Below are 14551 nucleotides of genomic sequence, written 5' to 3'. Positions count from 1 at the left end.
GCGACGAGTACGAGAACAAGCAGTGCGATCAGGGCGAGCTGGACGCGTGAACGCGGCATATCAGGCAGCTTCCTTCCGGATGCGGCGCGGCTGCGCGGCGGGGACCGTGGCCTCACGGGCGGCGATCCGGTCGCGGCCGAGCACCCGCAGCACCAGCCGCAGCGTCCGGTCGAGCAGATAGGCGATGGCCAGGCAGACCGGCACCATGGCGGCCAGCACCACCGCGAACTGGGGAACGAATGGCAGCCCTGCCACCCACAGTTCCACGCCGTCCCACCATCCTGCGATCGCATGCACGACCCCAGCCTAGGCCGCGAACATCATGGTGGACGATTCGGGCTGTTCGGAACGATCATTGATGCTATGGAGTCGTACGACGAACCCGAGTCGACCGAAGCCCCGCGGGACCCGCTGGCCACGACGGACCCATCTCCGTCCGACGCCTTCCTGCCTTCCGCGGTGGGCGGCATGCATCATTCCGTGTATCCGCCCATCGACGACTACGCCTTCCTGTCCGACTGCGAGACCAACTGCCTCATCGCCCGCAACGGCGCGGTGGAGTGGATGTGCGTGCCGCGCCCGGACTCCCCCAGCGTCTTCGGGGCCATGCTGGACCGCAGCGCCGGGCACTTCCGGATCGGCCCCTACGGCCGCAATGTGCCCGCCGCGCGCCGCTATCTGCCCGGCGGCCTGATCGTCGAGACCACCTGGCAGACCGAGACCGGCTGGCTCATCGTGCGCGACGCGCTCGTCCTGGGCCCGTGGCACAACAATCGCTCACGCAGCCGCAGCCACAAGCGCACCCCCATGGACTGGGATGCCGAGCACATGCTGCTGCGCACCGTGAAATGCGTCAACGGTGTCGTCGAGCTGGAGATGAGCTGCGAGCCCGCATTCGACTATCACAACGGCCCGGCCCTCTGGGAGTACAGCGGCAACGTCTACGAACAAGCAAGTGCCAGTAGCAATATCGAGGGCTGCCCGACACTGACGCTGACCACCGATCTGCGACTGGGCCTGGAAGGCCGGGAGGCGCGCGCCCGGACCCGGATGAAGGAGGGCGACGAGGTCTTCGTCGCACTGTCCTGGTCGGATCTGGAACCACCGCACACCTTCGCCGAAGCGGCGGACAAGATGTGGCAGACCACCGAATGCTGGCGTCAGTGGATCACGCTGGGGCGCTTCCCCGATCATCCGTGGCGCGGGTACCTGCAGCGCAGCGCGCTGACACTGAAAGGCCTCACCTACGCGCCGACCGGGGCGCTGCTCGCCGCCGCCACCACATCGCTCCCGGAAACCCCTGGTGGCGAACGGAATTGGGACTACCGCTACACCTGGGTGCGCGACTCGTCGTTCGCCCTGTGGGGCCTGTACACCCTCGGCCTGGATCGCGAGGCCGACGACTTCTTCGCCTTCCTGCACGACGTCACCACCGACGACGAGGGCAAACCCACACCGCTGCAGGTGCTCTACGGCATCGGCGGGGAACGCGAGATCACCGAATCCGAACTCCCCCACCTGTTCGGCTACGACGGCGCGCGGCCGGTGCGCATCGGCAACGGCGCCTACAACCAGGAACAGCACGACATCTGGGGCACCATCCTGGATTCGGTGTACCTGCACGTGAAATCGCGGCAGCAGGTGCCGGAAACCCTGTGGCCCATGCTCGAACGACAGGTGCACGCCGCGATCGAGAACTGGCGCAACCCTGATCGCGGGATCTGGGAAGTCCGCGGCGAGCCGCAGCACTTCACCTCCTCCAAGGTCATGTGCTGGGTGGCCCTGGACCGCGGCGCGAAACTGGCCGAGCTGCATGGGGAAATGGACTACGCCAAGAAATGGCACGACATCGCCGACGAGATCCGCGCCGACATCCTCGACAACGGCGTCAACGCCGAGGGCGTGTTCACCCAGAGCTACGGCAGCGACACCCTCGACGCCTCACTGCTGCTGGTGGTGCTGACCCGCTTCCTGCCGCCGAGCGACCACCGGGTGCGCGCCACCGTGCTCGCCATCGCCGACCACCTCACCGAGAACGGCCTGGTGCTGCGCTACCGCACCGAGACCACCGACGACGGACTGTCCGGCGAGGAGGGCTCGTTCACCATCTGCTCGTTCTGGCTGGTGTCGGCGCTGGTGGAAATCGGTGAGCTGCAACGGGCCCGGCAGCTGTGCGAGCGGCTGCTCGGCTACGCCAGCCCGCTCAAGCTCTACGCCGAGGAGATCGACTCGCGCACCGGACGGCACCTGGGCAACTTCCCGCAGGCGTTCACCCACCTGGCGTTGATCAATGCCGTCATGCACGTGATCCGGGCCGAGGAGTCCCGGCACACCGGACAGTTCCATCCGGCGCACCCGGGACGCTGAACCGCCCTGCGGGACAAGGGAATCGGCCGCACCCGCGGCCGATTCCATTCTTGCCGAGTCAGTACGCGCGATGCTCGCCGATGGCGTCGGCGTGCTCGCGGATGTCGCGCAACCGGACCAGCGCGCGGTCGATCTCGGTGAGCCGCGCCTCGCGGCCCGCGCCGGAACCCACCGTGGCCGCCTCCTCCGCCGCGCGCAGCGAGGCGTCCACCGAACGCAGGGTGGCCGTGGCGATCTCGGTGAAGTGATCGCGCAGGCTGCGTTGCACCGCGCGCAGCCGGTAGCGGGATTCCTTGCTCACCTGGAAGATCACGTCGTCCATCAGCCGCGCCACCGCCACCTTGGCCTCGGACTGGCGGCGCTGGCGGCGGGCCTTGCGGTCGTCCCACAAGGCGTTGAGGCCCAACAGGATCGCCGCGCCGCCGGAGTACCAGTTCACCAGCGACATGTGCAGCAGGCTGGTGATCAAGCCGACCATGAGCAGGCCGCCGTAGGAGCCGCGCAGCGCGGTCAGCACCTGACCGGTGATGCCGCGTTTGGCGCTGTCCAGCTTGTCCAGCGCGGCCACCGGTTCCAGCACCGCGCCGACGTCGCCGGGATTGTCCAGCTTGAGATCCGGAGTCGGGATACCGCTCTCGGGGAACTTGGCGGCCACCTGCTCGGCCAGCTCCACCGACCGGTAGTGGGCGATGACGAAGTTCTCCTCCACCGCCTCGCAGATCTTGGCGTCCAGATCGGCGCCGAAGTCGTTCCAGCCCTTGGACGGATCGCCCTTCATGATGTCGGCGTCGGCGTCGCGGATCAGGCTGCGCAGCCGGTGCCGCAGATCGTGTTCGGTGTCGGCCATCAGCTCGCCCGCACCGTCGGCGAGGGTGACCTGCCAGTTGGCGGTGCGCTGCCGCAGCTGCTCGGCCTCCTCGCGGGTGCGGCGCAACTGCTCGGTGACGACGGTCAGCCGGCGCGGATCGCGCAGCGTCTCGGCCTCGCTGCGCAACGCCAGCGACAGATGGTCGGTGATGAGCCCGATATCGCGCACCGCGGCCTGCACCGCGACCGCGTCGGCGCGGCCCAGCACATGCGAGCGCAGATGGTCGAGCAGTTGCGGCACACCGGATTCCAGATCCAGCTGCCCGTCGCCGGTCGCGACGGCGTGCGCGTGCACCCGCGCCGAGGCAGGGGCGACCGCGAAGGCCAGCGCGGCGTCGTCGAGCAGCTGCCGGTCGTGCTGCTGCACCTGCGGCCACTGCGGATACTGGTCGATCTTGTTGAGCACGCAGACGACCGTCGGGCACACCTGCTCGATGCGCTGCAGCTGCTCGATCTGCGCGGGCGTGAACGGGGCGCGCGCGTCGGCCACGTACAACACCGCGTCCGCGGCCGCGATCAGCGACCAGGTGGCCGGGGAATCCCCGGGCGAGCCCGGCGCGTCCAGCACCACGAAGCCCTCGGCCAGCAGCGGACTAGGCTGCGTGAACTCGGCCCGGATGACCTCACCGGAGGCCAATTCCGCCAGCGCCGCATGCGGATCCACCGCGGTGCGCTGCGCGGTACCACCCGCACCGGCCCGCACCAGGGTGGCCGCGGGCTGCGGACCGTACTCGGCGATCACCGGGACACTGGCCTGGCCGTCGGTGGCGCTCACCGCGGCCCCGACCAGGCTGTTCACCAGCGTGCTCATCCCGGACTTGGATTCGCCCACCACGACCAGCCGCACCCGCGGATCGGCCAGGCGCGCCCGGGCGATGCCCAGCCGCCCCGAAAGATCGAGGCGACCGGACGCGTGGGTCAGTTCCAGCAGCCGATCGAGCAACTCGACCAGCGGACCCAGCGCATCGGTATTCTTCACCGCTACCTGATGACTCGCCGCGCTCACAGGAGCAGCATGTGATCGCCCGGACCGTGCGCCGGGACACCGGCATCGGCGTAACCGGCGTCCACGCCGAGACCGGAGAACAGACCGGCGGCGTGCAGGCCCCCGTCGTGCACGGTCAGCAGCGAATCATGCACCGCGAGCGGCGCATCCTGCACCGGCAGCACCGAATCATGCACCGGGACGAAGGCGGAGATCGGCTGCGCGTGCAGACCGGAGTCGGTCCGGTCCGCCATCGGCTTCACCTGGGCGGGCGGATCGATGTGCGGCGGGGTGGTGATCGGCGACGGCACGTTCGGAGCCGGAGCCACCGTCGGCGCGGGCGCGACCGAAACAGTGGGCTGCCCACCGTGATCCGGCACGCTCGGCACGGTCGGCGCCACCGTCGGGACGGTCGGGCGCGGCGCGACGGTCACCGTCGGCTGATGTGAGCCGGGATCGTCACCGGGCACGGTGACCGGCGGCACGGTGGGACGGGTCCCGGTGTCGTCGATCGGGGTGTGCGGCTTGGGGGTGATATCGGTGTCGCCGGTGTTCACCGGCGGGGTCACGGGCGCGATGGTCGACGGCGAGCCCAGGCCCTTGGTCAGATCGTCCAGACCCGGAATCTTGGTCGGGATCGCGGGCACGGTCAGCGCCGGGCCGGGATCGGCCTTGACCGGCGTGGGGGCGTGCGGCGCGGCGGTCACCGGGGTGGGCGCGGGTACCGGCTTGTTAGCCAGCGTCGTCGGATGCTGACCCGGGGTGCCGGGGTCACCGGCGGCGAGCACCGGCGCACGACCGTGGTCGAACAGCGCGGGGGCCACCGACGCGGGCGCGGTCAGCGGCGACGGACCACCGTGCGACAGCAGATTCGCGATCGGCTGGTTGGCGGCGTCGGGCTGAATGGTGGTCTGCAACGGCGTCACCGCGACCGGCTGGGCCACCGTCACCGGCGCGACCGGGACCGCGGCGGCGGGCGGCGCCGACACCGGCGGCACCGCGGCGGGCACCGACGGCACCGGCTGCGGGGCCGGCGCGGGCGCGATCGTGGTGAGCGCGATCGGATTCGACGGCGCGGGCGCGACCGGCGCCGCGGCCGGCAACCCGGACGCGGGCGACGACGCCACCGGAGCGGTCGAGGACGCCAGCGGCGTACCCGACGGCGCGACCGGCGAACCCGTGCCCGGCGCACCGGAACCGGGCGCGACACCGGACGGCGCATCGGAAGACCCGTGTGCCGGAACAGCATTCACCGCGGCGGGAGTGGCGGCGCCGGACTTGTCGGCGGGCTGACCGGACTGCGCCGCGGGCGTACCCGGCACGGCGGACGAACCGCCGCCGTTGGGCAGGGTGGTGTTCTCGGGGATGTGCGAAATCCCCTGTCCCAGTTGCTGGTTGTAGGAGTCGAGCTGGTGCCCGACCGCACCGACACCCAGGTCGGCCTTCAGATTGGAGTGGAACCACACGCCGTCCAGGCCGATGTGCGCGTCGAAAGCCCAATCGGTGCCGAGGAACACGCCGGTGCCCTGTCCGGCCGTCGCGCCGACGCCGTCGAACGCGCCGGAGTGGTCGGGAAGCGCGGTCTGGTGATCGGGTACCAGACCCGTCGCGCCCATCCCGGGCAGGTGCATGGCGTCGGAGCCGGGCAGCGCGAAACCGGGCAGACCCTGACCGAAGCCGGGCAGGCCGAATCCGGGCTGCTGCGGCTGCTCCAGCGACGGCAGTTCCGGACGATCCTGGGCCGGTTCGACTTCGGCGGCCGGGTCGCTGTCCATCGGCAGCCCCCAGCCGGGGCGCGGGCCGTAGGTCGGGAAGGCGGACAGGCTGGAGTCGGCGTCGGGCAGGCCGATGCCGTGGAACCCGCCGCCCGCCGGCGTGCCGCCCGGGATCGCATCGAAGGACAGACCGGCATCGGTGCCGTGGTATTCGCCGAGCGGGCCGAAGACGCCATTCACCGGCGCGACCACGGGACCGTGGTGCTGGGGCAGGGAATCCACGGTCAGGTCCGGGAAGGTGACGGTCGGGCTGGGCACGTTCGGCTGCGGGTCCTCGGCCTGCGACCAGCCCACGTTCTTGCTGTCGTGATCGATGGCCGGAGTTCCGCCGCGACTGCCGCCGGCCGCGATGAGCGCGCCGCCCGTGACGTACGCGCCACCCCGAGCCACGCGCGCGACGCCGTTGGCAATGCGATAGGCGGCGTCCCCATCGTTGTCATCGGCACCGGAAGCATCGTCGAAGGGCAGATCACGTGTCATGCTGGCTCCGCTCTCAGGGCTCCGGCGGCACCGCACGCGGGCCACCGAACCAAACTCGTTTCACACCCTATTTCCGGATAACCGGTCTGTCACATCCACCAGGTAGGCGATGGTGTGCTCAACGGTGTGCCACACAGCTTGTCATCCGGCATATCTGTACGGAAGCCCCATTTTCGGTGTGCATACCGAACCTTGCATCTGAGCGGCCGCCCCCGACTTCCCACACCCTAACCCCAACCCGCCCTTATCCAACACGAACTCGGCGTGCCGACACGGTCGGGGTCGCCCAACCGCCGTGATCGCAACCGCCATCGCGGCCGGGTCCGGGGCCGCGGCCAGGGCCAGGGCCGGGGCCGGGGCCGGGGCCGGGGCCGGGGCCGATGATCGCGTGGCGTCGGCGATGCCGGCCTCGCGCACGCGACCGAGCACGGACACCCACCCGCACCTAGTACTGTGCCCCGCTCCCAAAGGGAGTGGGGCACGGGAGCCCGGAGAGTCGGGGCTACTACTTCTTCTTGTTGTCCGACGCCGAGTCGGTCGAGAGCGCGGCCACGAAGGCTTCCTGCGGCACCTCCACGCGACCGATCGTCTTCATCCGCTTCTTGCCTTCCTTCTGCTTCTCGAGCAGCTTGCGCTTACGGCTGATGTCACCGCCGTAGCACTTGGCGAGCACGTCCTTGCGAATCGCCCGAATGTTCTCGCGCGCAATGACCTTCGAGCCGATGGCGGCCTGGATCGGCACCTCGAACTGCTGGCGCGGGATCAGTTCGCGCAGCTTGGTGGTCATCTTGTGGCCGTAGGCCTGGGCGGCATCCTTGTGCACGATGGCCGAGAAGGCGTCGACCGCCTCGCCCTGCAGCAGGATGTCCACCTTGACCAGCGCCGACTGCTGTTCGCCCGCCTCCTCGTAATCGAGCGAGGCGTAGCCGCGGGTGCGCGACTTCAGCGAGTCGAAGAAGTCGAAGATGATCTCCGCCATCGGCAGCGTGTACCGCATCTCGACGCGGGTCTCCGACAGGTAGTCCATGCCCAGCAGCTCGCCGCGGCGGGACTGGCACAGCTCCATGATGGTGCCGATGAACTCGCTCGGCGCGATCACGGTGCAGCGGGTGACGGGCTCGTAGATCTCGCGCACCTTGCCCTCGGGCCAGTACGACGGGTTGGTGACGACATGCTCGGTGCCGTCCTCCATGACCACGCGGTAGATCACGTTGGGGGCGGTGGAGATCAGGTCGAGGCCGAACTCGCGCTCGAGCCGCTCGCGGGTGATCTCCATGTGCAGCAGGCCCAGGAAGCCGCAGCGGAAGCCGAAGCCCAGGGCGACAGAGGTTTCCGGCACATAGGTCAGCGCGGCATCGTTGAGCTGCAGCTTGTCCAGCGCGTCACGCAGGTTCGGGTAGTCCGACCCGTCGACCGGGTACAGACCGGAGTAGACCATCGGCCGCGGTTCGCGGTAGCCGGTCAGCGCCTCGGTCGCGCCGTCGCGCTGCGAGGTGATGGTGTCACCGACCTTGGACTGCCGCACGTCCTTCACACCGGTGATTAGGTAGCCGACCTCACCGACGCCGAGGCCCTGGGTGGGCTTGGGTTCGGGCGAGACGATGCCGATTTCCAGCAGTTCGTGGGTCGCGCCGGTGGACATCATCTTGATCTTCTGGCGCGGGGTGAGCTTGCCGTCCACCACACGCACATAGGTGACGACGCCGCGGTAGGTGTCGTACACCGAGTCGAAGATCATGGCGCGCGCCGGGGCGTCGGCCTCGCCGACCGGCGGCGGCACCACGCGGACGGCCTCGTTCAGCAGTTCGGCCACACCGACACCGGTCTTGCCGGACACCCGCAGCACGTCCTCCGGCTCGCAGCCCACGATGTGGGCGAGCTCGGCGGCGTAGCGGTCCGGGTCGGCGGCCGGCAGGTCGATCTTGTTGAGGACCGGAATGATCGTCAGATCCTTGTCCATGGCCAGGTAGAGATTGGCCAGGGTCTGCGCCTCGATGCCCTGCGCGGCGTCGACCAGCAGGATCGCACCCTCACAGGCCTCGAGCGCGCGGGACACCTCATAGGTGAAGTCCACGTGCCCCGGGGTGTCGATCAGGTGCAGAACATAGTCCTCACCGTCGACATTCCACGGCAGCCGCACGTTCTGCGCCTTGATGGTGATGCCGCGTTCCCGCTCGATATCCATGCGGTCCAGGTACTGGGCGCGCATGGCGCGCTCCTCGACCACACCGGTGAGTTGCAGCATGCGGTCGGCCAGGGTCGATTTCCCGTGGTCGATGTGCGCGATGATGCAGAAGTTCCTGATCCGGCTGGGATCGGTGAACGTCTTGTCGGCGAAGCTGCTAATCGGAGTCACTCCTCGGCATGGCGAAACAGCGGCATGTCAACCAGCAAGTCTACGGTGCTGGACGGGATGTCCTCGCCCCGGTGTTCCCCGCGCGCGAACGACGCGTCCCCGCAGGCGAATCCGGTGCGGATGAGATTCGGCTTGTCCGCCGTTAGGCTGCGGGACTATGGCCGGAAGGTGGAACGCTCTGGGGAAGCAGTTGGGGATCGTGGCTAAGGAGCAGGGTGCTCAGCTCGTCACGCAGCAGGCCCCGAAGTTGATCGGACGGGTGCGGCAGTCGACGATGTGGGGTCGTGCGCTCGAAGCGGTGGGGGCGCCGCGCAAGGGGCCGGGGGTGAATGTGCGGCCGACGTCGTCGGCGGGGGTGCCGTCGCATGAGCGCGCTCGCATGATCGTCTACAGCCCGCAGCTGGACGGGCGGGCCGACCCGGGCGAGATCGTGTGGACCTGGGTGCCCTACGAGGAGGACCCGGACAACGGGAAGGACCGTCCGGTGCTGGTGGTCGGCCGCGAAGGCGGCACCCTGCTCGGGTTGATGCTGTCCTCCAATTCCGATCACGCGCATCACGGCAACTGGGTGGGTATCGGCAGCGGCGCGTGGGACCACGACGGACGCGACAGCTGGGTGCGGCTGGATCGGGTGCTCGACGTCCCCGAGATGGGCATCCGCCGCGAGGGCGCGATCCTGCCCCGCAAGACCTTCGACAAGGTGGCGCACCGGTTGTGCGCCGAATACCACTGGCACTAGCGCCTTCCCGGAAAACGCACCGGCCCCCGCTCCGGAACGGAACGGGGGCCGGGAACGATCCGGCTCAGCTGATCATGTTGCGGGAGCGGCCGAACATCAGGCTGTAGACCAGGGCGCCGAGCGCGCCGCCGATCAGCGGGAACACGATGAACGCCCACAGCTGCGCGGCCGCGCCGTCCTGATAGAAGGCCACCGCGATGCTGCGGGCCGGGTTCACCGAGGTGTTGTCCACCGGAATCGAGATCAGGTGGATCACGGCCAGCGTCAGGCCGATCGACAGACCCGCGAGCGGCACATCCGACAGCTGATCGGTCGACGCCAGCACCACGAACACCAGCAGCGCGGTCAGGATCACCTCGACGGTGATCGCCGCCGCCAGGCCGTAGCCGTTGATGGTGATCTCACCGAGCGTCAGCTTGGACGGGCTGTGCGCACCCCAGCCGTTCGCGCCCAGGCCGTCCTTGGCGCGGTCGTAGGAGGGCAGGTTCTTGGCGACGGCGTAGATGACCGCGCCGCCGATCAGGCCGCCGATGATCTGCGCGACCCAGTAGGCCGCCGCGACCACGATCGTCACCCGCCCCAGCAGCAGCTGACCGACGGTGACCGCCGGGTTCACGTGGCAACCCGAGATCGGTCCGATCGAATACACCAGGAACAGCAGCGTCAAGCCGAAGGCCAGCGCCACACCGAGCGCACCGACCCGGCTCCCGGCCAGCACCGCGGTGCCGACGCCACCCAGGACCAGCACGAAGGTGCCGAGCGCCTCGGCGAACACCTTGCGCCCCAGGGTGGGTGGTTGTAGATCGGTTAGGTCCTCGGCTACTTCCTGAGCTGTGGGAGACATCGGCTACCTTCCGCTTGCATGGACAACGCACCGACAAGAGCAAGCGGCGCGCGCCGGAAAACGTCAGGCCAGGCGGGTTATTTCCACCACCACTTCGAGATCCGTCGAGCCGCTTCCGCTGAAGATACCTTTCAAGGGGGGCACATCCGCGTAATCACGTCCGACACCAACTGACACGTGTTGCTCCGTGACGGCGATGTTGTTGGTCGGGTCGTAGCCCCACCACTGCCCGGTCCAGGCCTCCACCCAGGCGTGCATCTGGCCCGCCACGGTGTGGCCGACCTCGGCCGCCGGATCGGGATGCAGATAGCCCGAGACGTACCGGCTGGGAATCCCCATGCCGCGCAACAGCAGCAGCGTGAGGTGCGCGTAATCCTGGCACACGCCTTGCCGTTCGGCGAAGGCCTGCACCGCGGACGTGTGCACCGAGGTCGTCCCGGCCAGATAGTTCATCTCCCGGTGCACCCACTCCGCCGCCCGGACAACCGCTTTGGCCGGCGGCACGCCGCGGGCCAGCTGCTTGGACACCGTTGCCAGCCGGCGATTGCGGGGCACGAACTCGGTCGGGTTCAGCAGTTCGTCGAAGCGGTCGCCGATGCCGTCGTCGCGCAGTTCCTCCCAGGACAGCTCCTCGGGCGGGCCCGCGAACGGCTCGGTCTCGACCACGGACGCGCTGGTCACCTCCAGTTCGGTGTGCGGGGCGTGCAGGTCGAAGGCGGTCACCGCGGTCCCCCAGTAGTCGATGTACCGGTAGGACCGGGTCGAGGGCACGGTGTCGACGCGATTGAGGATCACGTTCTGCCTGCTGTCGGCGCGCGGCGTGAGCCGGGCCTCGTTGAACGACCGGGCGACCGGCGCGTCGTACACGTATCCGGTGGTGTGCACCACCCGCATGCGCCAGCTCATGCCGGTTCCTCCATCCGCTCGGAGTTGCGGCCGTGCAACCCCGTCCACGCCACCCACGATTCGGCGTGGAAGTACTGCAGCGCCACGGCTTCCCCCACGTCGCGGCAGGTCTGCTGCAGCCACAGCAGCCGGCTCGGCAGGTCCTCGAGCAGCACCGTCGAGGGCAGGAACTCCAGTTCGCTGCGCGCCCGGCCGAGCAGCCGATGCGCCTCGTGGCGGGCCGCGAACCGGCTGTTGGGCCGCTGATCCAATTCCTGCAGGCACGCCTCGGCCACCCGCAGCGAATGGAACACCGACCGCGGGAACAGGCGGTCCAGCAGGATGAACTCGGCGATCTGATTGGCGTCCAGCACGCCGCGGTGGGTGCGCAGGTAGGGGTCGTGGGCGCCGGCCGAACGCAGCACCGTCACCCAGGCCGGGGACGAGGTGCGGTCGCCGGCGCGCGAATGCAGCAGGCGCACGGTCATGTCGACGCGTTCGATGGACCGGCCCAGCAGCAGGAACCGGTACCCGTCGTCGCGACTCAGGGTGGAATCGGAGAGTCCGACGAACATGGCGGCCCGGTCGGTGATGTAGTGGCAGAACTGGTGCGGCCCCAGCGCCCGCGCCGCCCGCTCGGCCGCGGCCAGGCCGTTGAAGGTGGTGTTGAGGCACTCCCACATCTCGGTGGAGGTGACTTCCCGTGCGCCCCGCGCGTTCTCGCGGGCCCGGCCGATGGAATCGACGATCGAGCCGCCGTCGCGGCCGAAGGCGACCAGCTCGGTCACCGACCAGACATCCAATTCCTGCTCGACCTCGGGCGGCTCGATGCCCAGGACCCGCAACAGAACTCGCGAGGTCCGATCCGGATCGACGGTCGCGTCCTCCAGCAGTTGATGCACCGCGACGTCCAGAATGCGCGCCGTGTATTCGGCACGCTCGACATATCGCCCGATCCAGAACAAGGATTCGGCATTGCGCGCCAACATGATCCGACCACCTAACGCTGTAACCACCTGCCGAGCGCCATTGCCGCCGATGTTCTCGATTACCTGCTGTTATCTACTGTTGCTGTTGTTTGGTCCGGACGGAAGAGACCTCCCGGGACTGATCGCGTTCCGGGGCCAGATGCAATTCGCCGACGAGCTCCGAGCCCGCCAATTCCCGTTGCGCCACCGAGGTTCTCGGGGCCAGCACCCAGGTGTCCTTGCTACCGCCCCCTTGACTGGAATTCACGACCAGAGAGTTCGCGGGCAACGCCACCCGGGTCAGGCCGCCGGGCAGCACCCAGATGTCGTCGCCGTCGTTGACCGCGAACGGGCGCAGGTCCACGTGCCGGGGCGCGAGGCGGCCGTCGATCTTGCTGGGCACCGTGGACAGCTGCACCACCGGCTGGGCAATCCAGCCGCGCGGATCGGCCCGCACCTTGCGCCGGGTCGCCTCGAGTTCCCGGGTGCTCGCCGCCGGGCCGATCACGATGCCGTACCCGCCGGAGCCCTCCACCGGTTTGATCACCAGTTCGGCCACCCGGTCGAGCACCTCGTCGCGTTCGGCCGGTTCCCAGCAGCGGTAGGAGTCGACATTGGGCAGGATCGGCTTCTCGCCCAGGTAGTACTCGATGAAGGCGGGCACGTAGGTGTAAACGAGCTTGTCGTCGCCTACCCCGTTGCCGACCGCGTTGGCCAGCACCACCGTGCCCGCGCGGGCCGCGTTCAGGATCCCGGCCACCCCCAGCATCGAATCCGGCCGGAACTGCATGGGATCGAGGAAGGTGTCGTCGATGCGGCGGTAGATGACGTCGACCTGCCGCTCCCCCGCGGTGGTGCGCATGTAGACGACGTTGTCGCGGCAGAACAGGTCGCGGCCCTCGACCAGTTCCACGCCCATCTGCCGGGCCAGCAGCGAATGCTCGAAGTAGGCGGAGTTGTGGACGCCCGGCGTCAGCACCACCACGGTCGGGTCGGCCTCGTTGGGGGCGGCCGCGGCGCGCAGGGCGCGCAGCAGGTGGGCCGGGTAGTCGCCGACGGCACGCACCCGGTGCGAGGCGAACAGGTCCGGGAACACGCGCGCCATGGTGCGGCGGTTCTCCATCACATAGGACACACCCGACGGTGAGCGCAGATTGTCTTCCAGCACCCGGAAATCCCCGTGCTCGTCGCGCACCAGGTCGATGCCGGCCACGTGGATGCGGACCCCGTTGGGCGGCACCAGCCCCGCGGCCTCGCGGTGGAAGTGCGCGCAGGAGGTGACCAGGCGCTTGGGGATCACGCCGTCGCGCAGGATGGTCTGCTCGCCGTAGATGTCGGCGAGGAAGGCTTCGAGGGCGCGCACCCGCTGTTTGATGCCGCGCTCGAGTTTGGACCATTCGGTGGCGGCGATCACCCGCGGCACCAGGTCGAGCGGGAAGGGTCGTTCCTGCCCGGACAGCGAGAAGGTGATGCCTTGATCGACGAAGGCGCGGTCGAGCGCCTCGGCGCGGGCGGCCAAATCCTCGGCGTCGATGGTGGCCAGCGCATTGAATATGCCCCGGTAGGGCGCGCGCGGGCGGCCCGCGGAATCGAACATCTCGTCGTAGGCGCGGTGATAGCGGCCCGGCTGATAGCCGGTGAATACGCCAGATTTATCCGATTTCTCGCGCTCGAGCCCGGTGGGAGCAACTGTGGCGGGAGTGCGCGCGGCCATGCAAAAATGGTCCATCACGCAGGGGCAACGCGCAGTTGGACGGCGATAAATTTCTGGTTTCGGCCATGTGGCGGACCGGGCCGATTTCATACCTCGACCCGTAGCCTGGTAACCTCGACGGTCGGTGCTGCAACTGCCGATCTCGTAGTGCGCACGAAGACTTTGCATCCCGCATACACACCAAACGAAGGAACACGAGGAAACAGGCGTGGCCAACATCAAGTCCCAGATGAAGCGGATCCGTACCAACGAGCTTGCGCGCCAGCGCAACCAGTCGGTCAAGTCCGCGCTGCGCACCTCGATCCGCAAGTTCCGCGAGGCCGCGGCTGCGGGCGAGAAGGACAAGGCGCTCGGCCTGATGCAGTCGGCGAGCAAGAGCCTGGACAAGGCCGCCTCGAAGGGTGTCATCCACGCCAACCAGGCTGCCAACAAGAAGTCGGCGCTGTCGCTGGCCTTCAACAAGCTCGGCTGACCTGCTCCGGTAGCACTACCGGACATCATGCTTTCGAATAGCCGCCGTGGCCACGATGACCACGGCGGTTTTTGTCGTACCGGGCCTCGTGTTGTGACC

The 14551-nt window shown here is 68.8% G+C and carries 11 protein-coding genes; 3 read left to right on the top strand and 8 right to left on the bottom strand.

Annotated elements, in window-relative coordinates; genetic code table 11:
• Positions 1-60: 60 nt before the first annotated feature.
• A complete protein-coding gene (locus ACYVKL_RS34055; RefSeq protein ID WP_213557261.1) occupies positions 61-297 on the bottom strand; it encodes a hypothetical protein in 237 nt (78 codons plus the stop codon).
• 171 nt (positions 298-468) lie between these two features.
• On the opposite strand from ACYVKL_RS34055, the gene ACYVKL_RS34050 reads away from it, so the two are divergent.
• Positions 469-2367 carry a glycoside hydrolase family 15 protein gene (locus ACYVKL_RS34050; RefSeq protein ID WP_379167904.1) on the top strand — a complete coding sequence of 633 codons (1899 nt, stop codon included), beginning with the start codon at positions 469-471 and terminating at the stop codon, positions 2365-2367.
• Between the two features lie 58 nt (positions 2368-2425).
• Here the strand turns inward: ACYVKL_RS34050 and ACYVKL_RS34045 are convergent, their stop codons facing one another.
• The 3 genes from ACYVKL_RS34045 to lepA form a co-directional block, all read right to left on the bottom strand.
• Positions 2426-4240, bottom strand: a complete 1815-nt coding sequence (locus tag ACYVKL_RS34045; RefSeq protein ID WP_460773848.1) for a P-loop NTPase family protein — start codon at positions 4238-4240, stop codon at positions 2426-2428.
• Entirely contained in the window at positions 4237-6474 is a 2238-nt protein-coding gene (locus tag ACYVKL_RS34040) for a hypothetical protein (RefSeq protein ID WP_379166943.1), read from the bottom strand. Before ACYVKL_RS34040 ends, ACYVKL_RS34045 begins: the two co-directional genes overlap by 4 nt.
• Positions 6475-6979: 505 nt before the next feature.
• Positions 6980-8830 (bottom strand): translation elongation factor 4, encoded by a 1851-nt coding sequence (gene lepA, locus ACYVKL_RS34035; RefSeq protein ID WP_246598032.1) that lies wholly within the window; start codon positions 8828-8830, stop codon positions 6980-6982.
• 157 nt (positions 8831-8987) lie between these two features.
• On the opposite strand from lepA, the gene ACYVKL_RS34030 reads away from it, so the two are divergent.
• Positions 8988-9569, top strand: a complete 582-nt coding sequence (locus ACYVKL_RS34030) for a type II toxin-antitoxin system PemK/MazF family toxin (protein WP_379166945.1) — start codon at positions 8988-8990, stop codon at positions 9567-9569.
• 64 nt (positions 9570-9633) lie between these two features.
• Here the strand turns inward: ACYVKL_RS34030 and ACYVKL_RS34025 are convergent, their stop codons facing one another.
• From ACYVKL_RS34025 to ACYVKL_RS34010, 4 genes are all read right to left on the bottom strand, one after another.
• Positions 9634-10413: an aquaporin gene (locus ACYVKL_RS34025; protein ID WP_379166947.1), complete on the bottom strand. Its 780-nt coding sequence runs from the start codon at positions 10411-10413 to the stop codon at positions 9634-9636.
• Between the two features lie 63 nt (positions 10414-10476).
• Entirely contained in the window at positions 10477-11319 is an 843-nt protein-coding gene (locus ACYVKL_RS34020) for a transglutaminase family protein (RefSeq protein WP_379166949.1), read from the bottom strand.
• Complete coding sequence (locus tag ACYVKL_RS34015; RefSeq protein WP_379166951.1) at positions 11316-12287, bottom strand: alpha-E domain-containing protein; 972 nt, start codon at positions 12285-12287, stop codon at positions 11316-11318. Before ACYVKL_RS34015 ends, ACYVKL_RS34020 begins: the two co-directional genes overlap by 4 nt.
• Before the next feature lie 73 nt (positions 12288-12360).
• Positions 12361-13980 (bottom strand): circularly permuted type 2 ATP-grasp protein, encoded by a 1620-nt coding sequence (locus tag ACYVKL_RS34010; RefSeq protein ID WP_379166953.1) that lies wholly within the window; start codon positions 13978-13980, stop codon positions 12361-12363.
• Positions 13981-14188: 208 nt separating this feature from the next.
• Here ACYVKL_RS34010 and rpsT point away from each other — a divergent pair, with 208 nt between their 5' ends.
• On the top strand, positions 14189-14452 hold the full coding sequence (gene rpsT / locus ACYVKL_RS34005; RefSeq protein WP_213557269.1) for a 30S ribosomal protein S20: 264 nt from the start codon (positions 14189-14191) through the stop codon (positions 14450-14452).
• The last annotated feature ends 99 nt before the right edge of the window (positions 14453-14551 follow it).

Source organism: Nocardia tengchongensis (assembly GCF_054781395.1).
Note: the sequence above shows the minus strand (reverse complement) of the source record. Positions and strands in the feature narration are given on the sequence as shown.

Coding starts and splice junctions, on each gene's coding strand:
- ACYVKL_RS34025 (WP_379166947.1), bottom strand. CDS start 10,413: ATGTCTCCCACAGCTCAGGAAGTAGCCGAGGACCTAACCGATCTACAA.
- ACYVKL_RS34020 (WP_379166949.1), bottom strand. CDS start 11,319: ATGAGCTGGCGCATGCGGGTGGTGCACACCACCGGATACGTGTACGAC.
- ACYVKL_RS34015 (WP_379166951.1), bottom strand. CDS start 12,287: ATGTTGGCGCGCAATGCCGAATCCTTGTTCTGGATCGGGCGATATGTC.
- ACYVKL_RS34040 (WP_379166943.1), bottom strand. CDS start 6,474: ATGACACGTGATCTGCCCTTCGACGATGCTTCCGGTGCCGATGACAAC.
- ACYVKL_RS34010 (WP_379166953.1), bottom strand. CDS start 13,980: ATGGCCGCGCGCACTCCCGCCACAGTTGCTCCCACCGGGCTCGAGCGC.
- ACYVKL_RS34030 (WP_379166945.1), top strand. CDS start 8,988: ATGGCCGGAAGGTGGAACGCTCTGGGGAAGCAGTTGGGGATCGTGGCT.
- ACYVKL_RS34050 (WP_379167904.1), top strand. CDS start 469: ATGCATCATTCCGTGTATCCGCCCATCGACGACTACGCCTTCCTGTCC.